We start from the raw sequence: 26504 nt of genomic DNA on the forward strand, positions 1-26504 counted from the left end.
GCGGTTATACTCGCGCCGCAACATCGCCTTCACCGCTTGACCTGTCAGGAGAGCCCATGGCCGCGTCTGCCTACGACGTCACCGGCATCGGCAACGCCATCGTGGACGTGATCGCCCACGCCGACGACGCCTTTCTCGCCGCCAACACCATCGAGAAGGGGGCGATGACGCTGATCGACGCCGCTCGTGCGGAGGAGCTGTACGGCCGCATGGGGCCGGGCGTGGAGGTCTCCGGCGGCTCGGCGGGCAACACCATGGCCGGCATCGCCATGCTCGGCGGCCGCGGCGCCTATATCGGCAAGGTCGCCAAGGACCAGCTGGGCGACGTGTTCCGGCACGACATCCGCGCGTCGGGCGTCGCCTTCGACAGCGCGCCGCTGGTTGCCGGGGCGCCGACCGCGCGCTGCCTGATCCTGGTGACGCCGGACGCCCAGCGCTCCATGAACACTTATCTCGGCGCCTGCGTGGAGCTGGGGCCGGAGGACATCGACGAGGCGCTGATCGCCGGCTCGCAGGTGACCTATCTGGAAGGCTATCTGTGGGACCCGCCCCGCGCCAAGGAGGCCTTCCGCAAGGCGGCCGAGATCGCCCATGCCGCCGGCCGCAAGGTGTCGCTGTCGCTGTCCGACAGCTTCTGCGTCCACCGCCACCATGCCGAGTTCGTCGATCTGGTCGAGCGCCATGTCGACATTCTGTTCGCCAACGAGCATGAGATCGGCGCCCTCTACGGCACCGACCGGTTCGAGGATGCGCTGGCCGCGGTGAAGCGGCTGGGCAAGACCGCGGCGCTGACCCGCAGCGAGAAGGGCGCCGTCATCGTCTCCGGCGGCGAGGTGGTCGAGGTGGCGGCGGAGCCTGTGGAGCGCGTGGTCGACACCACCGGCGCCGGCGACCTCTATGCCTCCGGCTTCCTGTTCGGCTACACCCGCGGCCTGTCGCCGGCGGTCTGCGGCCGTCTGGGCGCCATCGCCGCGGCGGAGATCATCAGCCATGTCGGCGCCCGGCCGGAAGTGAACCTGCGCGACCTCATCGCTTCCAAGGGCGTCCTGTAAGCGCGAATTGCGCGTCATTTCGCGACCACGTTGCCGGCCGCGTTGCATTCTGCAACTGCGGCCGGTTCCGTTTTTTGCGCTAATTCAGTTGGTCGTCCACCACCGGCCGTTCCGGCACGGTGATCCTGGCGCACAGCAGCGCCATCGCCGTCCCGCTGTCGGGGGCGGCCACCGCCCAGCGTTCCGGACGGTCCGGCCGCGGGACGGTGAGCAGCCACAGCCGGTCCTTGTCGCCGAACCGTTCGTTCAGCAGCGTGTATTCCCTGGGGCCGTGGCGGCGAAGGTCGTTCAGCCGGCTTTGCAGTTCCGCCGCCTGGGCGGCGCGCACGGCGATCGCCTCTTCTGTCTGGCGCAGTTCGGCCTCGTTGCGGCGCATGTCGCGGCGCAGCGCCTCGGTGGTCTGCGTCAGTTCGGTCCGTCCCTGGCGCAGCTGCGACTTGCGGCGCTGGACGGCGGCGATCCGGTGGCCGATCCGGATGATCGACACGGTGATCCAGCTGAGGCAGGCCAGCAGGATCACCATCTCCAGGACAAGAAGCAGCGGCGCGTCCGACGTCATCGCCCCGTCCCCCGTGTCGTGCCGTCCGCACGCAACCGTTTGCCCATCCGTCCCTCCGGCACGCTCCTTGCTGCGTGCTTGTCGGCGGTTCAGCAATGGACGTGCCAAGGGCAAGCATGAAGGCAAGGGGATGGTGCGGTGATGGAGGCGGTGCGGACGATCCTCGACTCGGTGGTCCCGCTGGTGGCGGCGCTGGCTGTGCTGTGCCACCTGAGCTGGATCGGCTTCCGCCGCGGCTGGGAACGGGCGGCCGGGCTGGAGCGGATGCGGCGTTCGGTCCTGCCGCTGAAGGAACGCCAGCGCGCGGAGACGGAGGCGCTGGCCGACCTGACCTGCCGGCTGGAGGAGGCGAAGGGCCGCCTGTCCGCCGCCGAACAGCGGGTCAACCATCTCCAGCGCCAGATCGACACGCTGGACAAGGAGCCGCCGGTTTTCCTGCATGTCCTCGGCACTCCCGCCGCCAACCGGCGCGGTTTCCGGGCGGAGGTGCAGTACGACACCACCGTCGCGGCCGCCGCCCGCGCCGCCGGGAAGCCGGTGAACCCGGCCTGGCGCTATGGCAACCGGATCGTGGTGCATGCGCTGGACATGCAGTCCGCCCGGCGCGAGGCGGAGCATGTCTTCCCGCACAAGGGGGGCTATCAGGTCTTCTTCCACGCCGCGGTGTCCTGAGGTCGTGTCCTGAGGTCTAGCCCCGAAGGCCGGCGCTGCGGTCTTCCGCCACCGCGCCGGCTCGGGTAAGCTGCCGCTCCCGCCGCTGCCGACAGACACGTCCACCCATGCAAGTCTACCTGCCGATTGCCGAGATGTCGGTCAACGCGCTGCTGGTGCTCGGCATGGGCTGGCTGGTGGGCTTCCTGTCGGGCATGTTCGGGGTGGGCGGCGGATTCCTGATGACGCCGCTGCTGATCTTCATCGGCGTTCCCCCCGCCATCGCCGTCGGCACCCAGGCCAACCAGCTGGTGGCCGCCAGCGTGTCGGGCGTGCTCGCCCACTGGCGGCGCGGCAATGTCGATGTGAAGCTGGGCGTCGTGATGCTGGGCGGCGGCGTGGTCGGCACCGCGGTGGGGGTGTGGATCTTCGGCATCCTGCAGCGGCTGGGCCAGATCGACATCGCCATCACCCTGTCCTACGTCTTCTTCCTGGGCACCATCGGCGGGATGATGCTGGTGGAAAGCAGCCGCGCCATCCTGCGCCGCCGCGCGCCCACGGCCAGGCGCGGCAAGCTGCACCGCCACATCTGGCTGCACGGCCTGCCGTTCAAGATGCGGTTCCAGCGCTCCAAGCTCTACATCTCCGCCCTGCTGCCGGCGGGGATCGGGGCGGTCGGCGGCATGCTGGTGGCGATCATGGGCATCGGCGGCGGCTTCCTCCTGGTGCCGGCGATGATCTATCTGCTGAACATGCCCGCCGGTCTGGTCGCCGGCACCTCGCTGTTCCAGATCATCTTCACCACCGCGGCGGCGACCCTGCTGCAGGCCGCCACCAACCAGACGGTGGACGCCATGCTGGCGCTTCTGCTGCTGATCGGCGGCGTGGTCGGCGCGCAGTTCGGCACCAAGGCCGGCAGCCGCCTGCGCGGCGAGAACGCCCGGCTGGCGCTGGCGACGATCGTGGTGGCGGTGGCGCTGAAGCTGGCCTTCGACCTGTTCTCGCGCCCCGACGACCTGTTCACCCTGACCATGGGGGTGCGGTGATGGGTCTCCTTGCCAAACTCCGTCCAACCAAACGTCGGCTGGTGCAGGGGGTGGCGGCGCTGGCCGGGCTGCTGCTGGGCGGCACGGTTGCGGCAACGGTGTGGGCGCAGCAGCTGGTCGCCGACCTGTCCAGCCACCTGATCGCCATCACCACCGGCTTCACCGGAACGGAGGTCGTGCTGTTCGGCACCACCGACGGGGCGGGCGACGTCGCCATCGTCGTCACCGGCCCGCGGGCGCCCGCCACCGTCCGCCGGAAGGAGCGCGTGGCCGGCATGTGGATGAACACCGACAGCCTGCGCTTCGACCAGGTGCCCAGCTTCTACACGGTGGCGGTCAGCCGCCCGCTCGACCAGCTGGTCGGCCGCCCGGTGCTGGAGCGCCACCAGCTGGGCCTGCCGCAGCTGCAGCTGCCGGCGGACGCCACCCTGCCGCCGGAACAGCTTGCCGCCTACCGCAGCGCGCTGATCCGCAACAAGCAGCGCCAGGGGCTGTACGCCATCTCCATGGGGCAGGTCGCCTTCCTGGGCGAGCGGCTGTTCCGCACCAACATCTATTTTCCGGCCAATGTCCCGACCGGGCTGTACAATGTCGAAGCCCTGCTGATTCGTGACGGCGACGTGGTCAGCGCCCAGACCACGCCGCTGGTGGTGTCCAAGATCGGGTTCAGCGCCGAAGTGTCGGACTTCGCCCGCAACCGCCCGGTCACCTACGGGGTGGCCGCCGTCATCGGCGCCATCGCGGCCGGCTGGGCGGCCGGCGCCGCATTCCGCCGGGTCTAAGCCGAGAGGGATATCGAGATGACCGACGCGACGCAGACTCCCACGCCCGTGCGCATCTTCCTGGTGGTGGTCGACGACAGTCCCGAACTGAAGGTGGCCTTGCGCTATGCCTGCCTGCGCGCCCGCAAGTCGGGCGGCAAGGTGGCGCTGCTGACCGTGCTGGAACAGGGCGAGATGCAGCACTGGCTGGCGGTGGAGAACCTGATCCGCGAGGAACAGCGCGCCGAGGCGGAGCAGAAGCTGCAGAAGCTGGCGCGCGAGGTCAACCAGCTGACCGGCACCCTGCCGGCGCTCTATGTCCGCGAGGGCAACCGGCTGGAGGAGGTGCTGTCCCTGATCGCGGAGGAGCCCAGCATCTCCATCCTCGTCCTGGCCGCGGGCACCGACCCGGAAGGCCCCGGCCCGCTGATCTCCTACTACACCGGCCGCGGGCTCGGGCGCCTGCGCATCCCGCTGACCATCGTCCCCGGCGGCCTCAGCAACGAGGCGCTGGACGCGATCACCTGACCGGGGCACGTGAAGCAGGAGCATGTAAGTAAGGATAGGGGCGCATGCCGGATGCCCAATACCCACACAGTCCGGGTCCTTGATCCGCCCGGCGTTTCGGCCCAAATTTCCCCCAATCGTGCCGCGGCCCAATCCCGGGCGCGCCGGCGGTTCCATTCCGCCGCCGATGGAGGACCAGACCATGTTCATTCAGACCGAGCAGACGCCCAACCCGGCGACTCTCAAGTTCCTGCCGGGGCGTGACGTGCTCGGACGCGGCACCGCCGACTTCACCAGCCGCGAGGATGCCGCCCGTTCGCCGCTCGCCCAACGCCTGTTCGAGATCGAGGGCATCGTCGGCGTGTTCCTGGGCGCCGACTTCATCACCATCACCAAGACCGACGCGCGCGACTGGTTCCTGCTGAAGCCGTCGATCCTCGGCGTCATCATGGAGCATTTCACCGCCGACCGCCCGGTCCTGCTGGAGGATGGCGGCGACGGCCATGCCGCGGCGTCGAACGCCGACGACGAGGAGATCGTCGAGCAGATCAAGGAGTTGCTGGACACCCGCGTCCGCCCGTCGGTCGCCCAGGACGGCGGCGACATCACCTTCCAGGGCTTCGAGAAGGGCGTGGTCTATCTGGCGATGAAGGGGGCCTGCTCCGGCTGCCCCAGCTCCACCGCCACGCTGAAGCACGGCATCGAGAACATGCTGCGCCACTACATCCCCGAAGTGGTCGAAGTCCGCGCCGTTCAGTAAGGCCGGCTTGTGGATGATTCCGGCCCGCCCTTGATGCGGCGGGCCGGCGTTCCCATGCTGGCTGCATGATCATCTCCGCCAGCTACAAGACCGACATTCCCGCCTTTTACGGGCGCTGGTTCCTGAACCGCCTGGATGCCGGCTTTTGCCGGATGGTCAATCCCTATGGCGGCCAGACCTACCGCATCGACCTGACCCGGCCGGCGGTCGATGGCTTCATCTTCTGGACCAAGAATCTGGGGCCGTTTCTCGGCGCGCTCGACAGCGTGGCGGAGCGGGGCTTTCCCTTCGTCGTGCAGTACAGCGTCACCGGCCTGCCGACCGCGCTGGAGCGTTCGGTTCCCGATTGGGAGACGGCAGTCGGCCATATGGCACGGGTGCGCGAGCGCTGGGGACCGCGCGCGGCGGTCTGGCGCTACGATCCCATCGCGCTGACCGAGGCCACGCCGCCGGACTGGCATCGCGAGACCTTCGCCGCCATCGCGCGCTCGCTGCGCGGGGCGACCGACGAGGTGGTGGTGTCCTTCCTGCAGCCCTACCGCAAGACCGCCCGCAACCTCGCCGCCGTCGGCATCGGCTGGCGCGATCCGGAAGGGGTGGAGAAGCGCGAGCTGCTGACGGATTTGGCCGGCATCGCGGCGGGGGAGGGGATGGCGCTGACGCTCTGCACCCAGCCGGAGCTGGCGGACACGCCCGGCACGGCGCCGGCCCGTTGCGTCGATGCGGTTCGGCTGTCGGACGTGGCGGGGTATCCGGTCGCGGCAAGGGAGAAGGGCAACCGGCCCGGCTGCCTGTGCGCGGAGAGCCGCGACATCGGCGATTACGACAGCTGTCCGCATGGTTGCGTCTACTGCTACGCCGTCGCCGACCGTGGCAAGGCACAGCAGCGCTTCGCTGCGCATGACCCAGCGGGGGAGTTTCTGGTGGCTCGGCGATTAGCACCTAAAGATCCCCTCTCCCCCCTGGGGAGAGGGTTAGGGTGAGGGGGATGCGCGGCGAGGATTTTCAAAGATCGCGCAGTTTCCGCTCCTCACGTAATCCCCACCCTATGCATCCCCCTCACCCCGACCCTCTCCCCGGGGGGAGAGGGGGAAATCCCGGAGAGAGACGGCTTACGGACAGACCTTCCGCACCGTCTCCACCAGCTTTTCCGGATTGAACGGCTTCACCAGCCAGCCGGTGGCGCCGGCTTCGCGGCCGGCGGTCTTCTTGGCGGGATCGGCTTCGGTGGTCAGCAGCAGGATCGGGGTGGCGCGGTTGAGGGCCGAGGCGCGGATCGCGCGGGTCAGGGCCAGCCCGTCCAGGCCCGGCATGTTCAGGTCGGTGATGATGCAGTCGAACTTGCGCTGGTTGACCAGGGCGAGGCCGGCAGTGCCGTCCGACGCCTCCGCCACCTCATAGCCGGCGCCTTTCAGCGTGAACCCCACCATGTCGCGGATGGTCTTGGAATCGTCGACGGTCAGAACGCTCTTGGGCGCAGAGGGGGGCATGGAACGCGGCTCCGGTTGCTCGGCCGAAAGGAATAAGGGAAAGGTCTAGGCAATTTCCCGGTGACCGTCAACCGCTGCCGTCCCCTATTCCGAACAACGCAAAGCCCCCGGCCCGGCGGCATCGCCGCTGAACCGGGAGCTTTGCGGAGACTGTATGCTTACGCCTTCGTATCGACGTGTTGCCCGCCGGCGTCGCCGCCCTTGGCGACGCCGACCATCGCCTCGCGCAGCAGGCGGCCATGGATGGTGTAGCCGGGCTGCAGCACCTGGACGACGGTGCCGGCGGCCTTGCCGGTGTTCTCGATCTCGAACATCACCTGATGGAAGTTCGGGTCGAACGGCTCGCCGGCCGGATCCAGCTTCTTGATGCCGGCGCGGTCGAAGGCGGCGAACAGCTGGCGCTCGGTCGCCTCGACGCCGACGGCGAGGCCCTTCAGCATGTCGTCCTGCTCGCGGCCCTCGGCCGGGACGGCGTCCAGCGCACGGCGCAGGTTGTCGGCGACCGACACCAGTTCCTTGGCGAAGCTGGACACGGCGAACTTGGTGGCGTCCTCACGGTCGCGCTGGGCACGGCGGCGGGTGTTCTCCGTCTCCGCCATGGCGCGCAGAAGCTGGTCCTTCAGGCTGGCGACCTCCGCCTCCAGCTTGGCGACGCGGTCCTCAGGCGAACCGGCATCGGCACCGTTGGGGGCACCGTTGGCGGCTCCCGTGTTGGCGGTCTCGGCGGTGGCCTCGGTCGGCTCCACGGTGGCGTCGGCGGGCTTGTTCTGCTCTTCGCTCATGGTTTTCTCAATTCTTGCTTGGTCAGTATGGCGGGGAGTGAGGCGAGGTGGAGGTGGTCAGCCGATCAGCCGGCTGACCACCTTGGCGGTGTAATCCACCAGCGGAATGATGCGGGCGTAGTTGATGCGGGTCGGGCCGATGACCCCGATGGCGCCGATCACCTGCTCGCGGCTGTTCTGGAACGGGGAAATGATCATCGAACAGCCGGAGTGGTTGAACAGCACGTTCTCCGCCCCGATGAAGATCTGCACGCCGTCGCCGCGGCCGGTGGCGTCAAGCATGCGCAGCATCGTCTCCTTGGTCTCCAGCGCCTCGAACAGGGCGCGCACGCGCTCCAGGTCGGACAGGGCGGTGACGTCCTCCAGCAGGCGGGACTGGCCGCGGACGATCAGCTGGCCGGCATTCGACCCGCCGCTGCCGGCCCAGGTGGCCAGCCCGGCGGCGACCACCTTGCGCGACAGCTCGTCCAGCTGGGTCTTCTGCTGTTCGATCTCCTGCAGAACCTCCTGCCGGGCCTCGTCCAGCGTGCGGCCGGCGAGCTTGGCGCTGAGGAAGTTCGACACCGTCTGCAGGGTCGAGGTGGGGACCCCCATCGGCACTTCGATCACCCGGTTCTCGACCAGCCCATCCTCGTTCACCAGAACGACGAGGGCGCGGCCGGGGCCGAGCGACACGAATTCGATGTGCTTCAGCGGCCGGTCGGTCTTGGGCGCCACCACCAGCCCGGCGCAATGCGACAGGCCGGACAGCATGGTCGACGCCTCCCCCAGCACGTCGGCGAAGGCGCGGCCGGAGGCGGAGCATTTCGCTTCGATCGAGGCGCGCTCGTCCTCGGTCAGCGACCCGATCTCCAGCAGGCCGTCGACGAACATGCGCAGGCCGGCGTCGGTCGGGATGCGGCCGGCGGAGGTGTGCGGGGCATAGAGCAGCCCCTGCTCCTCCAGGTCGGCCATCACGTTGCGGATGGTCGCGGGCGACAAGGCCATGCCAAGCCGCCGCGAAATGGTGCGCGAACCGACCGGTTCGCCGGACGCCACATAGGCGTCGACGATCAGTCGGAAGACTTCGCGCGATCGCTGGTTCAGCTCGTTGATCATGGACGTCTGGCGGTCTTTTCTGGGCCGTCGTTTCGCACTCGGCCGACGCGGATCGGGAATCCCGTCGACCGGTCCGAATTTAGGCAGGTCCAATCGCCGAATCAACGTGCGGGGCGAAGATGCCCCGCTCACCTGCGACCATGGGACGTCCTTACTGCTCCGCCAGGAAGGCGCGATACTGGGCGCCGATGGCGCCGACCGCCGCCTCGTAGAGGCGCTGGCCGTGTTCGGGGCGGGCAAGGCCGGGGGCGGAGCCGATGCGGCCGTCCGGGTAGCGGCGGCGGAAGTCGCGGGCGTCGTGGAAACCGCCGGCCGGAGCCTGTTCCGGCTCCATCGCCGCGGTCTTGATCGAATCGGGATAGGCGTATTGGGTCAGCGACACCTCGCTGGGGGTGGCGTGCGAGCCTTCCTTGCCCTGGTACAGCTCGCGCGACAGCCGGCCGACCTCGCCGTTCTCCCACCAGTTCACCAGGGTGCAGCGCAGATCCGGCGCGTCGCGGCCGCGCAACGCCCGGTTCTCCGCATAGATCTCGTAGAAGGCGGCGCGCAACGTGGCGATGTTGCCGCCATGGCCGTTGACGAAGAAGAAGCGCTCGAACCCGTGTTCGGCCAGCGAGCCGACATAGTCGCGCAGCACCGCGATCAGCGTCGACGGCTTCAGCGTCATCGAGCCGGGGAATTCCATGTGGTGGACGGCCATGCCGACCGGGATGGTCGGGCCGACCAGCGCGCCGGTGGCGTCGCCGACCCCTTTCGCGATGACTTCGGCGCAGATGGCGTCGGTGCCGACCAGCCCGTTCGGCCCGTGCTGCTCGGTCGAGCCGATCGGCATGATGATGCCCTTGGAGGTCTTCAGGTAGGCCTCGACCTCGGCCCAGGTGCTCAGGTGAAGCTGCACGGTGGCGGTTCCTTTTCGACGATGCGTGCCGGGAATGCGGCCGGGAATGCGGTTTCCCTCATGTTAGGCGGCGCGTCGGCTGCGACAACCGCTCCCTGCGCCGGGCGGGCATGCCGGGGCCGGAGCGACCGCACGCACTCATCCCGCGCTGGCGCAATGATGTTGCGGTGACTACAATCGCGTGCATTCTGCCCGAGCGGGCGTCTCTTCCGGGGTGAAGTGGTGGTTGCGCGCGTCAACACGGTGGCGTTCCAGGGCATCGAGGTGCTGGGGATCGACGTCCAGGTCCAGATGTCCGGGGGGATCGTCGCCTTCACCGTCGTCGGCCTGCCCGACAAGGCGGTGGGCGAAAGCCGGGAACGGGTGCGCGCGGCGCTCCACGCGTTGGGCCTGGCGCTGCCGGCCAAGCGCATTACCGTCAACCTCGCTCCCGCCGACGTGCTGAAGGAGGGCAGCCATTTCGACCTGCCGATCGCGCTCGGCCTGCTGACGGTGATGGGGGTGCTGCCGGATGCGGAGATCGCCCGCTATGTGGCGCTGGGCGAGTTGGCGCTGGACGGCGCCCTGACCTCGGTGGCCGGCGTGCTGCCCGCCGCCATCGACGCGCTGGCCAACGACCGCGGTCTGATCTGCCCGGCGGCTTGCGGTGGCGAGGCGGCTTGGGCCGGTCCCGACCTGGACGTGCTGGCGCCGGCCAACCTGCTGGCGCTGATCAACCACTTCAAGGGCACCCAGGTGCTGACCCCGCCCAAGCCGCGGCTGCAGGAACAGGACGCGCCGCCGCCCGACCTGCGCGACGTGAAGGGGAACGAGACCGCCAAGCGCGCGCTGGAGGTCGCCGCCGCCGGCTCGCACAATCTGCTGATGATCGGTCCGCCCGGCTCCGGCAAATCGATGCTGGCCGCCCGCCTGCCCGGCCTGCTGCCGCCGCTCGACCCGGCGGAGGCGCTGGAGGTGTCGATGATCCACAGCGTCGGCGGGCTGCTGGAGGAGGGACGGTTGCTGCGCCAGCGCCCCTACCGTGCCCCGCACCAGTCGGCCAGCCTGCCGGCGCTGGTCGGCGGCGGCACGCGGGCCAAGCCGGGGGAGATTTCCCTGGCGCACCAGGGTGTTCTGTTCCTCGACGAGTTGCCCGAGTTCCCGCGCCCGCTGCTGGAGGCGTTGCGTCAACCGCTGGAGACTGGCAAGGCGGTGGTCAGCCGCGCCAACCACCATGTGACCTATCCGGCGCGCGTGCAGCTGGTGGCGGCGATGAACCCCTGCCGCTGCGGCCATCTCGACGACGCCTCGCTCGCCTGCGCCCGCGCGCCGAAATGCGCCATGGAGTATCAGTCGAAAATCAGCGGCCCCCTGTTCGACCGCATCGACCTGCACATCGATGTGCCGGCGGTCAGCCCCGCCGACCTCAGCCTGCCGCCCCCGGCGGAGGGCAGTGCCGACATCGCCGCCCGCGTGGCCGTCGCCCGCGCCATCCAGGCGGAACGCTATGGCGGTTTCGGTCCTTACCCGGCCGGCCGGGCGGTGCGGACGAACGCCGAGGCCGACGGCGAACTGTTGGAGAAGGTGGCCTCCCCCGACGCTTCCGGCCGCGCCCTGCTGACCGAAGCGGCGGAGCGGCTGAAGCTGTCGGCCCGCGGCTACCACCGGGTGATGCGGGTGGGGCGGACGCTGGCCGATCTCGACGGTGTGGAGGGGGTCAGGCGCCGCCACATTGCGGAGGCTCTGAGCTACCGGCGGATCGCGCCGGGGCGGTGAGGGGACGGAGAATTCTCGGAGACGTTAGACCCCCACCTATCCTCCCCCGCTCTCGCGGGGGAGGGAAGGGGCCCAGGCGTAAGCCTGGGAAGGGTGGGGGCAACCGCAGCCGGCACTCCCCCCACCCCTCAATCACGGCCGCTCGAACACCGGCGGCTTGGCCGCTCCCGGACAGACGGTCGCCGGCACCGACTCCTGCTCGACGAAGGTCACCGCGGCGGCCATGGCGCAGTCCTCGCTGGAGGTCACGATGTGGCTGGCGGCACGGAAGACCAGATGGCGGCTCTTGGGCAGGGTGGCGGCGGCGCGGTCGCCCCATTCCGGCGGGGTGACCGGGTCGTAGGCGCCGGACAGCAGCAGGACCGGAACCGGGCTGGCGACCGGCAGCCGTTCGGCCGCTTCCTGGTGGCCGGCGGGCCACAGGCGGCAGACGCGCTGGCCGGGATCGTCGGTGGCGACGAGGCCGTAAGGCGCATAGCGGCGGGCATTGTCGGCGCGCTTCAGCGGCTCGGCGCTGTTGACCGACTCCCGGCACTCGGTGGAGAAGACCAGCCCGTCGGCGATTTCCGGGTCGCCCAGCCAGTTGGCCGGCGCCCATTCCGCGAGGGTCGCATACTGGCCGCGGGCGGCGCGGTCGATGATGGTCGGCACGAGGGGGACCGCCTCGCTGATCGCCAGCGCTTCGAGCCCGGCGGCGATCGCCATCCCGCCGGTCATCCGCAAGGCGCGGCGCGTCTCGTGGTCGCCGACGATGATGTCGACCGGGTTGCGCTCCAGCCGCTCCACCAGGTCGAGGAAGCGCTTTTCCAGATCGGGGAAGGCCGACCGGCAGCCGCGGTTGGCGGCGCAATCGTCGAACAGCCGGCGATAGGCCCGCTGCGCCAACCAGCCGGCCTCCTCCTGCGCGTTGATGTCGGGTGGGTAGACGCTATCGAACACCGCGGTGCGGACACGGCCGCCCTGCCGCCGCAGGATCTCCAGACCCACCCGCGTGCCGTAGGACACTGCGAACAGGTTGATCCGCTGGGCGCCCAGCGCGGTGGCGATGTCGAGCGCATCCTCCGCCGCGACGGGGGTGGAGAACTGGGTGCCGTCCAACCCGGCCGCCGTCAGCCGGGCGGCGCAGGCGCTGACCGCCGCCCGTTCCAAAGCCGCCCGCTGTTCGCGCGTCAGCGGCCGGGTGCCGCGGGTGGGGGCGACGCCGTCCAGTTCGGGACAGTCGGTGTCCGGCTCCGCCCGGCCGACGCCGCGCGGATCGAACAGGATCAGGTTGCGGGCGCGGCGGAAGGGGGCCGACAGCTCCCACCACACCTCCATCCGCTCTTCCGTCGCCTCGCTGCCGCCGAAGGGGGACGCACCGGGACCGCCTTCCAGGAACAGCACGGGGTCGGGGGCTGGCTGGCGGGCGGTGCTCAGCAGGACGGCGACCGGCAGGCGCAGGCTGCGGCTGTTGGGGCGGTCGCGCCGTTCCGGAACCGCCACCGTTCCGCACAAGGCCGCCTCGCCCTCCGGCACGGTGAACCAGCAGGGACCTGGGGTGAAGCGCGCCTCCGCTGCCGCCGGACCGGTCCACAGCGCCGCCATCGTCGCGACGGCCATGGCCACCGCCGTCGCCACCACCGCCGGGACCGCCCGCCGCGTCAGGGCGGAGCGCACCGCTGTCGGCCATACGGGGTGGAGGGCGATCAACACGAATGGACGATCCGGAACCGATGGATAGGGAGCCGATGGACGGAGTACCGCCGACGGCTTTGTTTGACCGACCAGCCCCCTGCTTGTCCATAGGCGCCCGCCGCCATCCTGCCCGTTGGAGAAACCGTGCGCGAGCGGTGCCGATTTGCCACAGGCGTGCGGCAATGGTCACGCCGCTCCCGAATGGACACGCCGATCCGCCGACGGGCAGGTTGACGGAACACATCCGACTGCGGAACTATTTCGCTTCCAGAAGCCCCGACGGTCGGGGCCTTTCGGGCAAAGGAGCAGATCATGCCGACCTTATGGACGGCGTTGCGGAGCCGCTGGCTCGATTCCGGGGCATCCTCCGGACCGGGCCGATTGTGCGACCACCTGCGGCGCGACATCGGACTGGCGGACGGAGAGGCCGGGGACGGCGAAGAGCCTCCACTCGCGTGCCGTCTTCCGCCTTTTCATATCCGCGATCGGAACCTATCGGACGCGCGGACATTTTTGACCTTGCAACCGTATCGCTGAGCGGCGATACCGGATCCGCCGGCCTCTCACGCCGGCATCACTCAACCCCTGGAGAGTATCGATGAAAGCCATCGTAACCACCGCCCGGACTCGCCGATCGGGCGATCCGGCCGCCACCGCCGCCAATTGGGCCGCCCATATGGCCGCCAATCATGCCCAGCCGGCCCGCCTTCTTCCCGCACCCTTCGAACGTGAATTCCGGATATCGAGAGGATCCCATGTGTGTCTTTCTGGGTTTTTGCGGTCACCGTCTCTTCGTTGAACACGCCCGCTGGGCATCGCCGGCCGGGTCCTTCGACCTGCGGCGTGAAAACGGGGAAGTTATCCTATGGCTTGGACGCCTGAACATCATCTACACACCGGCCCGTTGGGGACCACCCTCCCGCGCTGCATAGCGCGCGGCGCCGCGGAGACCTGCTGAATGCCGGCCCGCGTTCGTCATGACGAGGTCCTTACCGTCGTCCAGGTGCTTGAGGCGTTCCGCAAGCTCGACCCCGACCTGCCCATCCAGTATGCGCTGAGTTTCATGACCATCGCGCAGAGCGAAGGCATCTCCATCGGCGAACTGGCGGAACGCCTGGGCATCGCCCAATCCTCCGCGTCGCGCAACGTCGCGGCGCTCAGCCGCTGGCACAGCTTCGGCAAGGCCGGCCTCGATCTGGTGCAGGCGCAGGAAGACCCGCGCGAGCGCCGCCGCAAGATCGTCACCCTGACCGACAAGGGCCGTGAGTTCCTGAACGCGCTGCGCGCCATCGTGAACCCGCCCGACCAGCGACGCCCCGCCAAGACGGCCTGATTTTATCTTCAGGCGATCCCGTTCAGCGCCGTGCGCAGCATCCCCACCAGCGTGCGCACCGCCAGTTCCTGCCGCTCCAGGCTCAGCCCGCCGAAGCGGCGCAACACGCCCGCCCGTTCCGGCAGCGGCGGCATGTGGAAGAAGCCGTAGGGGATATCCAGGTCGGCGCTTTCGATGACGTGGCGCGCCCGGTAGAACAGATGGTTGCCGAGGAAGCCGCCGGAAAAGTCGCCGAAGGTCACCGGCAGCCCGGCCATCGACAATTCCCGCATCACCCGCGGCACCGGCAGGGTGCTGCCATAGGCGGTCGGCCCGTCCGGCACGATGTCGGCGTGTTCGCGTACCGTACCGGCGGCGTCGGCCAGCGGGCTTTCGTCGCGGTTCCAAGCCAGACGTTCCAGCCGGATGTAGTCGCTCCCTTCCCAATAGGCGAAGCCGAGCGCAGCCAGCGGCCGGTGTTCGGCCAGCAGGTCGGCGAAGGCTTCGCCGCAGGTGTCATAGAGGGGGGGGAGGGTGGCGGTGACGACCCCCGGCTCCCCCGCCAGTCGGTCCATCAGCAGGGCGGTCGGATCGGCGGCCCAGGGATGTTCCGAAGCGGGGTTCGGCTCGCCGTCCGGGAGCGTCCCGAACGGCGCGAAGCCGGTGAGCAGGATGGGGGCCGTCACGGGCAGGACATCCTTATGGTTGCATTCTTACGGCCGGAGCAGGCCGATGATGTCCTTCACGTCGTTCAGGTTCTTCTCCGCAATGGCGGCGGCGCGCTCGCCGCCCTTCTTCAGCAGCCGGTCGATCTCCGCCTTGTCGGCCAGCAGTTCCTTCATGCGGGTGGTGATCGGCGCCAGCTTGTCCACCGACAGGTCGACCAGCGACTTCTTGAAGTCGGAGAACTGGGCACCCGCGAACTGCGCCAGAACCTGTTCGCGCGACTGGCTAGCCAGCGCACCGTAGATGGTGACGAGGTTGTCGGCCTCGGGACGGGCCTCCAGCTCGGTCACGGTTTCCGGCAGAGGCTCCGGATCGGTCTTGGCCTTGCGGATCTTCTGCGCGATGGTGTCGGCGTCGTCGGTCATGTTGATGCGCGAATATTCGGACTCGTCCGACTTCGACATCTTCTTCTTGCCGTCGCGCAGGCTCATCACCCGCGTCGCCTCGCCCAGGATCTGCGGCTCGGGCAGCGGGAAGAACTCGGTCTCATAGCGGCGGTTGAAGGCGCCGGCGATGTCGCGCGCCAGTTCCAGATGCTGCTTCTGGTCCTCGCCCACCGGCACATGGGTGGCCTTGTACAGCAGGATGTCGGCGGCCATCAGCGTCGGGTAGGCGTACAGGCCCAGATTGGCCATGTCCTTCTGCTTGCCGGCCTTTTCCTTGAACTGCGTCATGCGGTTCAGCCAGCCCAGCGGCGTGTGGCAGGACAGGATCCAGCCCAGTTCGGCATGGCCGGAGACAACCGACTGGTTGAACAGGATGTTCTTGTCCGGGTCGATGCCGGCGGCGATGTAGGCGGCGGCGACCTCGCGGATGTTGTTGCGCAGGACTTCGGGGTCCTGGTCGATGGTCAGCGCGTGCAGATCGACGACGCAGAAGATGCACTCGTAGCTGTTCTGCAGTTCCACCCAGTTGCGCAGCGCCCCCAGATAGTTGCCGAGGTGAAGCTGCCGGGTCGGCTGCATGCCGGAGAAAATGCGGTTCACGGGTGGTCTCGCTCGAAAACTCTGGGAGGCGGCAGTTATCGCCCCCCGAAGTCCGCCGGTCAAGGCGCGGCGCACGGTTGATCGCCGTCCGCGCGTATCGTCGCGGATGGGTGGCCCCGGTTGTATTGAATGCGATTGTGTGCTACCGCCGCGTTTGTGTGGTTGGGAGGGGGCGGACCCGCCGCCCCCGCCACACGAGAAGGAGAAGAAGGATGAAACAGATCCTTACCCTTCTGGTCCCTGTCCTGGAGATCATCAAGCGTCTGCTTGACCTCTACCAGGGCTAAGGCTGGACCAGGGAGCGGCGGGGTCGGAGCCGCCGCTCCCCCACGGTTCAAGGTAATATCAACCCCCATGCCCTGCAAGGGTATGAGGGCCTCATCTTCCCGAAAAAATTGTACAAGCATGCATTGCGCTCTCGCGCTGCAGCATATCCTTACTTCCCCGCGCGACGGCGCTCGATGGCGTCCCACAGCAGGGCTTCCAGCTGCACGCCGTCCAGGCGGTTGATCTCCTGGATGCCGGTGGGGGAGGTGACGTTGATCTCGGTCATGTAGTCGCCGATGACGTCGATGCCGACGAAGACCAGACCCTTCTCGCGCAGCACCGGGCCGATGGCGGCGCACATCTCGCGCTCGCGCGCGGTCAGCTCGGTCTTCCTGGCGCTGCCGCCGGCGTGGAAGTTGGCGCGGGCCTCGCCCTCCATCGGCATGCGGCTGACCGCGCCGGCCGGTTCGCCGTCGATCAGGATGATGCGCTTGTCGCCCTGGCGGATTTCCGGAAGGTAGCGCTGGACGATCACCGGCTCGCGGTAGAGCTGGGTGAACATCTCCAGCAGCGAGCCGAGATTCTCGTCGTCGGGCTTCAGATGGAAGACGCCGGCGCCGCCGTTGCCGAACAGCGGCTTGACGATGATGTCCTTGTGCTCCGCCCGGAAGTCGAGGATCGCCTGCTTGTCGCTGGTGATCAAGGTCGGCGGCATCAGGTCGGGGAACTTGGTGATGAACAGCTTTTCCGGCGCGTTGCGCACCTCGGCCGGGTCGTTCACCACCAGAACCTTGGGCTGCACATGCTCCAGCAGGTGGGTGGATGTGATGTAGGCCATGTCGAAGGGCGGGTCCTGCCGCAGCAGGATGACGTCCATCGTCGACAGGTCGGTCATCACCGGCTCGCCCAGCGTGTAATGGGCGCCGCGCTGGCGGACCACGGTCATCTCGCGCACGCGGGCGGTCAGGCGGTTGCCGGTCAGGATCAGGTCGCGCGGGTGGTAATGGTACAGGCGATGGCCGCGCTTCTGCGCCTCCAGCGCCATCATGAAGCTGGAATCGGTGTCGATGTTGATCGACTCGATGGGGTCCATCTGGAAGGCGACGGCGAGGCTCATGACGGGTCCCTCTGGAACGGGGTCAGTTCAGGCGGTTCTTCAACTGCTGGATCAGCGAGGCGGTCTGGTGCCGGTGATGGTCGTCGCCGGTCAGCGCCATGAAGGTCTCCAGCGCGGTGATGGCGTCCTTCAGGTTGCCGGCATGGGCCTCCAGAAGGCCGGTCTCGCGCCACAAAGCCGGCTCGTGCGGGGCGAACAGGCGCATCGCCTCCAGCACCTCCAGCGCCTTCGGCACATCGTGCGCCGACAGGTGGCGCAGCTTGATGTTGTTCTGCAGGCGCAGCAGCACGTCGCGGTTCGACACCGGCTGGTAATGGCCGGGCTCCAGCTCGGCGGCGCTGCCGGCGGTGGCCTTCAGCAGGTCGCGCAGGTCGACGACGCTGCGGGTCTGTCCCTCGTTGAAGGGGTCGATGATGGCGCGCGCCCCGTCCTTCTCGATGCGGACCAGGAAATGGCCGGGGAAATTCAGCCCCACCATCGGCCAGCCCTGCGAGCGGGCGGCATGCATATAGAGGATGCCCAGCGCCACCGGCAGGCCGCGCCGGCGGTCGATCACCCGCAGCAGGTTGGCGTTCTGCAGGTCGTCGTAGGTGTCGTGGTCGCCGGAATAGCCGTGGCGCCCGCCGATCACCGCATGCAGATGGGCGATGCGTGCTTCCAAGTTGTCTTCTGCCCGATCCTGCGCCGCGACGCGGGCGGCCAGATCCTCGACGATGGCGCGGATATGGGCGCGGTAGGGGGCGAGGTCGGCGTTCGGCAGCTCCAGCGCGCCCAGCGCCAGTGCGGCTTCGGCCAGATCGATCTCGTCGTCCGGCTGGTCGCCGATGCGGCGCAGGATTTCGCGGGCTTCCGCGCGGTTGCTCAAGACTGTCGCCCCCTCAAATTCATCCCCTCACAGTCTCCAGGCATCGGCCAGATGACGGGGCCAGGCCCAAGGGGTAACCAGCATCACGTCGAAGCGCAAGACATAGCCGGCATAGCGCGGATTGGCGCCCAGGAAGGCATGGGCGGCACGGGCCAGCCGGCCGCGCTGGCGGGCGTTCAGCGCCTCGTTGGCGGTGTCCCAGTCGCCCCGCGCCTTCACCTCGACGATGGCGATGGTCTTTCCGCGCTTCGCCACGATGTCGATCTCGCCCATCGGCGTGCGCAGGCGGCTGGCCAGGATGCGGTAGCCGCGCAGCCGCAGCGACAGGCGGCACAGCGCCTCCGCCCGGCGGCCCAGGCTTTCGGCACGCAGGCGCCGCGCATCCAGGTCGGTCATTTCGTCTTCTCCTCCCGCTGCAGTTCCAGCGCGCGGGCATAGACGGTGCGCTTGTGCTGGCCGGTGCGGGCGGCGACGTCGGCGGCGGCGTCGCGCACCGACAGGCGGGTCAGCGCCTCGCGCAGCAGGGCGTCGACGTCGGCCTCGCCGGGCGTCGCCTCCTCCCCCGGCGGGCCGATGACCAGCACGACCTCGCCGCGCGGCGGGCCGGCCTCGGCGTAATGGGCCGCCAGTTCCGGCAGGGTGCCCCGCCGCACCTCCTCGTACAGCTTGGTCAGCTCGCGGGCGACGGCGGCCTCGCGCGGGCCCAGGATGTCGGCGAGGTCGGCCAGCGACTCCGGCAGGCGCTGCGGCGATTCGAAGAAGACCAGCGTGGCGGGCACGCCCTTCAGCTCGCCGGCGGTGGCGCGGCGCGCGCTGCTCTTGTTCGGCAGAAAGCCGGCGAACAGGAAGCGGTCTGTCGGCAGGCCGGACAGCACCAGCGCCACCAGCGGGGCGGAGGCGCCGGGCAGGGTGGTCACCGCCACCCCCTCCGCCACGCATTCCCGCACCAGCTTGTAGCCGGGGTCGGAGACCAGCGGCGTGCCGGCATCGGTGACCAGCGCGATGGCCTCGCCCTTTTTCATGCGGCCGATCAGGACCGGACGCATCTTTGCGGCGTTGTGCTCGTGGTAGGAGACGAAGGGGGTGTGGATGCCGTGGATGCCCATCAGCTTGGCGGTGACGCGGGTATCCTCGCAGGCGATGGCATCGGCCCGCTTCAGCGTGTCGAGCGCCCGCAGCGTGATGTCCGCGGCGTTTCCGATGGGGGTAGCGACGACATGGAGTCCGCCCGCGAGTTTACTTGGCGCGGCGAGGGGGCTACCTTGAGCGCCACTTTGAACCATGCCTTGGGTCTCGCCTTCGGTATCGGCGGCCGTTTCAGCAGATGTGGAGATGATTGGTGGCACGCTTGGCAACAGCTTTCTCACAGGGTCTGAAACGTCACGGCGTGGCAGCCTTGCTGGTCGCCGGCCTGTTGTCGGCCTGTTCGACTGTAAGCGCGCCGCCGCGGGTGGCACAAGCGCCGCAACCGGTTCCGGCTCCGGTGGCTCCCCTGCCCGACGCGCAGAGCCCGGTCAAGGTGGCGGTCCTGGTGCCGCTCAGCGGCCAGAGCGCAGCCATCGGGCAGGCCATGCTGGACGCGGCGCAGATGGCGCTGTTCGACATGGCCGGCGACCAGCTGCAGCTTCTGCCGCGCGACACCAAAGGCACGCCGAGCGGTGCGGCAGACGCCGCGCGCCAGGCGCTGGCCGAAGGCGCCCGCCTGATCATCGGCCCGCTGTTCGCCGCCGACGTCGCCGCGGTTCGGCCGATCGCCCAGAATGCGGGCGTCGACGTGCTGGCCTTCACCAACGATGCGACCCAGGCCGGCAACGGCACCTATGTGCTGGGCTTCGTCCCGGCCGATCAGGTCAGCCGCGTCGCCGGCTTCGCCCGCTCGCGCGGTGCAACGCGCTTCACCGTTCTGGCGCCGCGCTCCCCCTATGGCGATGCGGTGGTCAATGCCATGCAGGCCATTGGCCCGCGGCTGGGCACCATGACCACGCAGGTCGAGCGCTACGACCCTGCCGTCACCGATCTGTCGGTCCCGGCCAAGCAGGTCGCGCAGGTGACGCCGCAGCCGCAGGCGGTGATGCTGGCCGAAGGCGGGCAGCGCGCCCAAGGCATCGCCCAGGCGCTGGCGGCGGGCGGCGTGCAGCCGCAGCAGGTCAAGCTGCTGGGCACCGGCCTGTGGGACGACAGCTCGCAGGGCGCGCTGGGGCAGGAGTCGGCGCTGGTCGGCGCCTGGTACGCCGCCCCGGCGCCGCAGACCCGCGCCCGCTTCGAGTCGCAGTTCGAGCAGGTCTATGGCCGCAAGCCGCCGCGCATCGCCACGCTGGCCTATGACGCGACCTCCATCGCCGCGGTGCTGACCCGCAGCGGCGGCCCGGTGCCCTTCGACCGCATGGCGATGACCAACCCCAACGGCTTCGAGGGTCTGGACGGCCTGTTCCGCCTGCGCGCCGACGGCATGGTCGAACGCGGGCTTGCGGTGATGGAGATCACGCCCAACGGATCGCGCGTGGTCGACCCGGCGCCGCCGTCCTTCGAGATGCTGGGGCAGTGAGGTGATGGTCCCTCTGCCCGCTGGGGAGAGGGTTGGGTGAAGGAAGTGCGCCGCGGTCGTCTCGGGACGGGCCGCGGCGTTTTCTTTTCTCAGGTAAGGATACTCGGGGATTGTCGCTGTGCGTCCCCCTCACCCTGACCCTCTCCCCGCTTTCGGCGGACCGAAGGTCCGCCTGTCGCGTCAGCGCAAACGAAGTTTGCGCGTGAGCGGGGGAGAGGGGACATCGTCGCAGGGGATAAGGGCGCTATCCTTACCTACGCCCGCGCCCGCAGATAGGGGGTCATGCGCCATTCGGCGAATTTGATCAGGCGGGTGGCGACGAAGTTCAGCACCAGATAGATCGCCCCGGCGACGATGAACAGCTCGAAGACCGCAAAGGTCTGGGCGATCATGCGCCGGGCGATGCCGGTGACCTCCATCAGCGTGATGGTGCTGGCGAGCGAGGTCGCCTTCACCATCAAAATCACCTCGTTGCCGTAGGCCGGCAGCATCTGGCGGATCGCCACCGGCAGCACGATGCGGCGGAAGGCGAGCGCCCGCGACATGCCGCAGGCCCGTGCCGCCTCCACCTGCCCCTGCGGCACCGACAGGATGGCGCCGCGCAGGACCTCGCTGGTGTAGGCGCCGGTGTTCAGCGTCAGCGCCAGGATGGCGCACCAGTAGGGTTCGCGCAGGAAGGGCCAGAGGATGCTCTCGCGGATGAACTCGAACTGGCCCAGCCCGTAATAGACCAGGAAGATCTGCACCAGCAGCGGCGTGCCGCGGAAGACGAAGACATAGGCCGCGGCCAGCGTCTCCACCACCCGGTTGCCGGACAGCCGCAGAAGCGCGACGCCGAAGGCCACCAGCGCGCCCAGCGCCAGCGATCCGACGATCAGCTGCAGCGTCAGCGACAGTCCGCCGAGCATGCGGGGCAGGCTGTCCCACATCAGTTGCCAGTTCATGGCCTCATGCCCTCCGGACGCCGCGGTTGGCGGAGATTTCGGCGCGGTTGAACAGCGCCGTCGAAACGGTGGTCAGCAGCAGGTACAGCACGGCCGCGGTCCCGTAGAACAGGAAGGGCTGGCGCGTGGCGCCGGCCGCCAGATGGGTCACGCGCATCAGCTCCGCCAGGGCCGTCACCGACACCAGCGCCGTGTCCTTCAGCGTCAGCTGCCAGACATTGCCAAGGCCGGGTAGGGCGAAGCGCAGGGTCTGCGGCACCAGCACCCGGCGCAGGATCAGCCAGCGGCTCATCCCGCAAGCGCGCGCCGCCTCGATCTGGCCGAAGGGGACGGACTGCACCGCACCGCGGATCACTTCCGTTGAATAGGCGCCGGAGATCAGGCCGACCGCCAGCACGCCGATGGTGAAGGCATTCAGGTCGACCCGCCCGTCATAGCCGAAGGCGGCGGCGATGGAGGTGGCGACGCTGCTGCCGCCGAAGAACAGCAGATAGATGACCAGCAGTTCGGGGATGCCGCGGACGACCGTGGTGTAGATGTCGGCCACCACGTTCAGCGCCAGGGAATGGCTGAGCTTGGCCGAGGCGCCGAGCGATCCGACGAGGATGCCGAAGGCGAATGCCGACACGGCGACCGCGACCGTCATCGCGGTTCCCATCAGAAGCTGTCCGCCCCAGCCATTGGGACCGAAGGAAAGGAGTTCCAGCATTGGCACGCCCGGTAAGGCCCGCCGGGCGCGGCACGGGAAGGCCGGCCGTACGGGGTCAGCTAACGACGATCAGAGAACGGCTGGCGCCCGGTTGCCGCAAAGGCCGCCGGGCGCCGTTCCGATCAGATGGGCGGACCGGAGGTCCGCCTGTCCTGGTCGCCTTACTTGGGGGAGATGTCGTAGCCGAAATGCTGCGTGCTCAGCTTCTTGACGGTGCCGTCCTTCAGCGCCTCGCCGATGGCCTTGTCGAACATCGCCTTCAGGTCGGCGGTGTCCTTGCGCAGGCCGACGCCCATGCCTTCGCCGATCACGCCGCCGATGAAGTTCGGGCCGACGACGACCATCTTGCCCGGCGTCGCCTTCAGCACCGCCTCGACCACCGACCGGTCGCCCAGCATGGCGTCGACGCGGCCGGAGTTCAGGTCGATGCCGGCATTGTCGATCTTGTCGTAGGTGCGCATGGTCACCTTCGGCAGATGCTTGTCCATGAAGTCGGCCTGGATGGTCGACACCTGGACGCCGACGGACTTGCCCTTCAGCGCCTCGGCCAGCTTGTCCAGCACCGGCTTGGCGGCGGCCTGGTCGTTCAGGTCGATGCGGTCGGCGCCGAGGTTCAGCGCCTTGCCCAGCGGCGAGTCGGTCAGAACGGCGAAGACCGACGGCTCGGTGCCGTAGGGCGCCGAGAAGTCGATGACCTTCTTGCGCTCATCGGTGATGGTCATCGCCGACATGATGGCGTCGTACTTGCCCTGCTGCAGGGCCGGGATGATGCCGTCCCAATCCTGGGCGACGAACTCGCAGGTGACCTTCATGCGCTTGCACAGGTCGTTGGCGAGGTCGATCTCGAAGCCGATCAGCTTGCCCGAGGTGTCGGTGGCGTTCCACGGCGGATAGGCGCCCTCGCTGCCGATGCGGACCGTCTTCCACTCTTTGGCGCCGGCGGCGCCCGCCGCGGCCACAGCCATCATGGCGCCCAGCGCCAGGGCCGAAACGATCTTCTTCAACGCACACACTCCTCTGTTCGGTTCGCCCGTTCTTCCGCCCTTGTCGGGGGCCGGGCTGTTTCTGACGGTCCGGTCCTGCCCTCTGCCTCGTCCCCTCACGCCGCGCCGGACAGATGGCGCGAGAGGAACTGCCGCACCCGGTCCGAGTCGGGGTCGGTCAGCACCTTGTCGGGTGACCCCTCCTCCTCGATCCGCCCCTGGTGCAGGAATACCACCTTGGACGCCACTTCGCGGGCGAAGCCCATCTCGTGCGTCACCAGGATCATCGTGCTGCCTTCGTCCGCCAGCTGGCGGATGACGCGCAGAACCTCGCCGACCAACTCGGGGTCCAGCGCCGAGGTCGGCTCGTCGAACAGCATCACCTTCGGCTGCATGGCGAGCGCGCGCGCGATGGCCGCGCGCTGCTGCTGTCCGCCCGACAGCTGGACCGGGTAGGCGTCGGCCTTGCCCAAGATACCGACCTTGTCCAGGAGCCCGCGGGCGCGGTCGACGGCTTCCGCCTTCGGCACGCCCAGCACATGCACCGGCGCCTCGATCACGTTTTCCAGGATCGTCATGTGGGTCCAGAGGTTGAAGCTCTGGAACACCATGCCGAGGCTCGTGCGGATGCGCTCCACCTGACGGGTGTCGGCGGGGACGGTGGAGCCGCGGCGCGTCTTCTTCAGCCCGATGGCCTCGCCGCCGATGACGACGCGCCCGTCGTCCGGGATCTCCAGCATGTTGATGCAGCGCAGAAGCGTGCTCTTGCCCGAGCCGGAGGAGCCGATCAGCGTGATCACGTCGCCTTCGCGCGCTGTCAGCGACACTCCCTTCAGCACCTCCAGCTCGCCGAACCGCTTGTGCAAATCCTCCACGACGACGGCGGCGGGTGCGGAGTCGCTGACGGGCGGATGGCGATACATGCGTGGGAACCGGCAGGGTTGTGGGGACTGGTTATGGTCTGACCATTGCGGCACAGGCTAGACCGGCGCGTAGGCGTTCCGCAACGCGGATTTCACACGCCGCGCACGTTGTGCCGCTTGTGTCTGAAAATGATGCGTCACCACAACAAAAGTACCAGAATCTGCGGCCCCAGGATGCGCAGGCACATCGCCAGCGGATAGACCGTGGCATAGGCCAGCGCCGGAGCCTCCGACGCGACCAGCGCGTTGGCGTAGGCCAGCCCCGGCGGGTTGGTCTGGGCGCCGGCCAGCACGCCGCAGATGGTCAGGAAGTTCAGCTTCATCAGCCCGCGCGCGATCAGCCCGGCCAGAAGCAGCGGCACCAGCGTCACCAGCACGCCCCACATCATCCACGGCCATCCGGCGCCGCTCGCCAGCGTGGCGACGAAGCGGTCGCCCGACGCGATGCCCAGCACGGCCAGGAAAAGGACGATGCCGATCTCGCGCAGCGCCAGGTTGGCGGCCGGCGGCATGAACCACACCAGCGGCCCGACATGGCCGACGCGGCCCAGGATCAGCGCCACGATCAGCGGCCCGCCGGCAAGGCCCAGGCGCAGCGGCGCCGGCATCCCCGGCAGGAAGATCGGGATGGCGCCCAGCGCAGCGCCCAGCGCGATGCCCAGGAACAGCGGGATCATCTCCACCTGCTGCAGCTTGCGGGCGGAGTTGCCGAAGACCTGCCCGACGGCGGCGAGGCTTTCGGGCCGGCCGATCACCGTCAGGATGTCGCCGAACTGCAGCTTCAGCGCCTGGGTCGGCACCAGTTCCACGCCCGACCGGTTGACGCGGCTGACCACCACGTCATGGGCCTCCTGCAGGTTCAGGGCGGCGATCGACTTGCCCAGCACGCCATTGTTGGTGACGACGATGCGCTCCCATTTCAGGTCGGTGCCCTTGGTGGTCAGCGGCCGGTCGAACTCCTGCCCCAGCAGCGCCCGCACCTCCTCCAGCTTCTGCCGCGGCCCGACCACATGCAGCACGTCGCCCAGCTTCAGGCGGGTGTCGTCGTGGGGAACGCAGAGCTTGCCGTCGCACAGCAGGCGCGAGGCGACCACCCCCTGGCCGCACAGCAGGTCGATGGAGCCGAGCGCCTTGCCCTCAAGCTCCGGGTTGCGCACGGCCAGATCCATCGTCTCCAGCTTGGACACCTCGGCCCGCCGGCACTCCTCGAATCGGGCGGCTTCGGCCTCCGGGTCGATGCGGAACAGGATGCGGACCGCGGCCATCGCCAGCAGGTTGCCGGCGATGCCGAACGGGTAGGTGACGGCGAAGGCAAGGCCGGGCAGGGCCATCACCGCGGCGTCGGCCCCGACCTCCGTCAGAACCTGCTGGGTGGCGGCGAGCGCCGGGGCGTTGGTCACCGCACCGGCGAACACCCCCAGCGAGGAGCCCAGCGACAGCGCCCCCGACGAGACCAGCGCCGCGGTCAGCAGGATGCTCGATCCCACCATCAGCAGAGCCAGCCCGTTCAGCGCCAGCCCGGTGCGGCGCAACGCCGCGAAGAAGCCGGGTCCGACCTGGATGCCGATGGTGTAGACGAACAGGATCAGCCCGAAGTCGCGGATGAAGTCCATCATCTCCGGATTGAAGGCGATGCCCGCCTGCTTGGCGATGTGGCCGCCGGCGATGCCGGAAAACAGCACGCCGCCGATCCCCAGCCCGACCCCCCGGATCTTGATGTGGCCGAGCGCCACGCCGGCCGCCGACACGAGGCCGAGCATGAGGACCACCCGCGCGATCGGCGGCATGGCCTGGAGAATGTCTGCGAAGGCCGACGTGAAGGCCGACATGGGAGGACTCGCTTGCTGAACACGATTGGGCAGGGGGCCGGCATGCCCCGGATCGGCTCCGGGTAAGCCGCGACACTCCCCGCGGATGGGGAACGACGGCGCCACGATGCGGCAGGGCGGCGGGGTGAGGCGTTGATTCAGAACAAGCGGCCAGGCTTTAGTCCTGCCGTTCCCGGCACCCCCGCGCTGCATCCCGCGCATGGGAGCGCAGCGCTGCGATGCGGCCTGTCCGCCGTAGAACAACGTCCGATTGCACGAACTCCAT

The 26504-nt window shown here is 68.9% G+C and carries 27 protein-coding genes; 10 read left to right on the forward strand and 17 right to left on the reverse strand.

Annotated elements, in window-relative coordinates:
* Positions 1-56: 56 nt before the first annotated feature.
* Positions 57-1052 (forward strand): adenosine kinase, encoded by a 996-nt coding sequence (locus VD964_RS07875; RefSeq protein ID WP_324867292.1) that lies wholly within the window; start codon positions 57-59, stop codon positions 1050-1052.
* Positions 1053-1131: 79 nt separating this feature from the next.
* On the opposite strand, the gene VD964_RS07880 is transcribed toward VD964_RS07875, so the two are convergent.
* A complete protein-coding gene (locus VD964_RS07880; RefSeq protein WP_324867294.1) occupies positions 1132-1611 on the reverse strand; it encodes a hypothetical protein in 480 nt (159 codons plus the stop codon).
* A gap of 141 nt (positions 1612-1752) precedes the next feature.
* Here VD964_RS07880 and VD964_RS07885 point away from each other — a divergent pair, with 141 nt between their 5' ends.
* The 6 genes from VD964_RS07885 (at position 1753) to VD964_RS07910 (ending at position 6319) form a co-directional block, all read left to right on the forward strand.
* On the forward strand, positions 1753-2283 hold the full coding sequence (locus tag VD964_RS07885; RefSeq protein WP_324867296.1) for a hypothetical protein: 531 nt from the start codon (positions 1753-1755) through the stop codon (positions 2281-2283).
* A 107-nt stretch (positions 2284-2390) separates the two neighbouring features.
* Positions 2391-3308, forward strand: a complete 918-nt coding sequence (locus VD964_RS07890; protein ID WP_324867298.1) for a sulfite exporter TauE/SafE family protein — start codon at positions 2391-2393, stop codon at positions 3306-3308.
* Entirely contained in the window at positions 3308-4090 is a 783-nt protein-coding gene (locus VD964_RS07895; RefSeq protein WP_324867300.1) for a TIGR02186 family protein, read from the forward strand. Before VD964_RS07890 ends, VD964_RS07895 begins: the two co-directional genes overlap by 1 nt.
* Positions 4091-4108: 18 nt before the next feature.
* Complete coding sequence (locus VD964_RS07900; RefSeq protein WP_063635690.1) at positions 4109-4597, forward strand: universal stress protein; 489 nt, start codon at positions 4109-4111, stop codon at positions 4595-4597.
* Positions 4598-4778: 181 nt separating this feature from the next.
* Positions 4779-5336, forward strand: a complete 558-nt coding sequence (locus VD964_RS07905; RefSeq protein ID WP_149223685.1) for a NifU family protein — start codon at positions 4779-4781, stop codon at positions 5334-5336.
* A gap of 65 nt (positions 5337-5401) precedes the next feature.
* Positions 5402-6319: a DUF1848 domain-containing protein gene (locus tag VD964_RS07910; RefSeq protein ID WP_324867303.1), complete on the forward strand. Its 918-nt coding sequence runs from the start codon at positions 5402-5404 to the stop codon at positions 6317-6319.
* A 129-nt stretch (positions 6320-6448) separates the two neighbouring features.
* Here VD964_RS07910 and VD964_RS07915 read toward each other — a convergent pair whose 3' ends face one another.
* From VD964_RS07915 to VD964_RS07930, 4 genes are all read right to left on the reverse strand, one after another.
* A complete protein-coding gene (locus tag VD964_RS07915; protein WP_324867305.1) occupies positions 6449-6826 on the reverse strand; it encodes a response regulator in 378 nt (125 codons plus the stop codon).
* Positions 6827-6984: 158 nt separating this feature from the next.
* Complete coding sequence (gene grpE, locus VD964_RS07920) at positions 6985-7608, reverse strand: nucleotide exchange factor GrpE (protein WP_324867307.1); 624 nt, start codon at positions 7606-7608, stop codon at positions 6985-6987.
* Between the two features lie 57 nt (positions 7609-7665).
* The gene (gene hrcA / locus VD964_RS07925; protein ID WP_149223681.1) at positions 7666-8706 is read right to left on the reverse strand and encodes a heat-inducible transcriptional repressor HrcA; all 1041 of its coding nucleotides are present in this window, start codon (positions 8704-8706) and stop codon (positions 7666-7668) included.
* Between the two features lie 151 nt (positions 8707-8857).
* Positions 8858-9604, reverse strand: a complete 747-nt coding sequence (locus VD964_RS07930; protein ID WP_324867309.1) for a creatininase family protein — start codon at positions 9602-9604, stop codon at positions 8858-8860.
* Between the two features lie 222 nt (positions 9605-9826).
* Here VD964_RS07930 and VD964_RS07935 point away from each other — a divergent pair, with 222 nt between their 5' ends.
* On the forward strand, positions 9827-11359 hold the full coding sequence (locus tag VD964_RS07935; RefSeq protein ID WP_324867311.1) for a YifB family Mg chelatase-like AAA ATPase: 1533 nt from the start codon (positions 9827-9829) through the stop codon (positions 11357-11359).
* A gap of 132 nt (positions 11360-11491) precedes the next feature.
* On the opposite strand, the gene VD964_RS07940 is transcribed toward VD964_RS07935, so the two are convergent.
* On the reverse strand, positions 11492-13051 hold the full coding sequence (locus tag VD964_RS07940) for an alpha/beta fold hydrolase (protein ID WP_324867313.1): 1560 nt from the start codon (positions 13049-13051) through the stop codon (positions 11492-11494).
* A gap of 940 nt (positions 13052-13991) precedes the next feature.
* Here VD964_RS07940 and VD964_RS07945 point away from each other — a divergent pair.
* Positions 13992-14366, forward strand: coding sequence for a MarR family transcriptional regulator (locus VD964_RS07945; RefSeq protein WP_324867315.1), 375 nt, complete (start codon positions 13992-13994; stop codon positions 14364-14366).
* A gap of 8 nt (positions 14367-14374) precedes the next feature.
* On the opposite strand, the gene VD964_RS07950 is transcribed toward VD964_RS07945, so the two are convergent.
* The 6 genes from VD964_RS07950 to rsmI form a co-directional block, all read right to left on the reverse strand.
* The gene (locus VD964_RS07950) at positions 14375-15031 is read right to left on the reverse strand and encodes a pyrrolidone-carboxylate peptidase (RefSeq protein WP_324867318.1); all 657 of its coding nucleotides are present in this window, start codon (positions 15029-15031) and stop codon (positions 14375-14377) included.
* Positions 15032-15058: 27 nt separating this feature from the next.
* Positions 15059-16057 (reverse strand): tryptophan--tRNA ligase, encoded by a 999-nt coding sequence (gene trpS / locus VD964_RS07955; RefSeq protein ID WP_149223643.1) that lies wholly within the window; start codon positions 16055-16057, stop codon positions 15059-15061.
* 436 nt (positions 16058-16493) lie between these two features.
* A complete protein-coding gene (gshB, locus tag VD964_RS07960; RefSeq protein WP_324867320.1) occupies positions 16494-17441 on the reverse strand; it encodes a glutathione synthase in 948 nt (315 codons plus the stop codon).
* A 22-nt stretch (positions 17442-17463) separates the two neighbouring features.
* Positions 17464-18306, reverse strand: coding sequence for a transglutaminase-like domain-containing protein (locus tag VD964_RS07965; RefSeq protein ID WP_324867322.1), 843 nt, complete (start codon positions 18304-18306; stop codon positions 17464-17466).
* Between the two features lie 27 nt (positions 18307-18333).
* Complete coding sequence (locus VD964_RS07970) at positions 18334-18702, reverse strand: YraN family protein (RefSeq protein WP_324867324.1); 369 nt, start codon at positions 18700-18702, stop codon at positions 18334-18336.
* On the reverse strand, positions 18699-19589 hold the full coding sequence (rsmI, locus tag VD964_RS07975) for a 16S rRNA (cytidine(1402)-2'-O)-methyltransferase (RefSeq protein ID WP_310110627.1): 891 nt from the start codon (positions 19587-19589) through the stop codon (positions 18699-18701). Before rsmI ends, VD964_RS07970 begins: the two co-directional genes overlap by 4 nt.
* Positions 19590-19693: 104 nt before the next feature.
* Here rsmI and VD964_RS07980 point away from each other — a divergent pair, with 104 nt between their 5' ends.
* A complete protein-coding gene (locus tag VD964_RS07980; protein ID WP_324867329.1) occupies positions 19694-20851 on the forward strand; it encodes a penicillin-binding protein activator in 1158 nt (385 codons plus the stop codon).
* 254 nt (positions 20852-21105) lie between these two features.
* Here the strand turns inward: VD964_RS07980 and VD964_RS07985 are convergent, their stop codons facing one another.
* The 5 genes from VD964_RS07985 to VD964_RS08005 form a co-directional block, all read right to left on the reverse strand.
* Positions 21106-21795: an ABC transporter permease gene (locus tag VD964_RS07985; RefSeq protein WP_324867331.1), complete on the reverse strand. Its 690-nt coding sequence runs from the start codon at positions 21793-21795 to the stop codon at positions 21106-21108.
* Between the two features lie 4 nt (positions 21796-21799).
* The gene (locus tag VD964_RS07990; protein ID WP_014249266.1) at positions 21800-22504 is read right to left on the reverse strand and encodes an ABC transporter permease; all 705 of its coding nucleotides are present in this window, start codon (positions 22502-22504) and stop codon (positions 21800-21802) included.
* Positions 22505-22665: 161 nt separating this feature from the next.
* Positions 22666-23517, reverse strand: coding sequence for a lysine/arginine/ornithine ABC transporter substrate-binding protein (locus tag VD964_RS07995; protein ID WP_324867335.1), 852 nt, complete (start codon positions 23515-23517; stop codon positions 22666-22668).
* Between the two features lie 86 nt (positions 23518-23603).
* Positions 23604-24410, reverse strand: coding sequence for an ABC transporter ATP-binding protein (locus VD964_RS08000; protein ID WP_324867337.1), 807 nt, complete (start codon positions 24408-24410; stop codon positions 23604-23606).
* Between the two features lie 137 nt (positions 24411-24547).
* Positions 24548-26239, reverse strand: a complete 1692-nt coding sequence (locus VD964_RS08005) for a putative transporter (RefSeq protein WP_324867340.1) — start codon at positions 26237-26239, stop codon at positions 24548-24550.
* Between the last annotated feature and the right edge of the window lie 265 nt (positions 26240-26504).

It is taken from the genome of Azospirillum sp. (genome assembly GCF_035628975.1).
GTDB lineage: Bacteria > Pseudomonadota > Alphaproteobacteria > Azospirillales > Azospirillaceae > Azospirillum.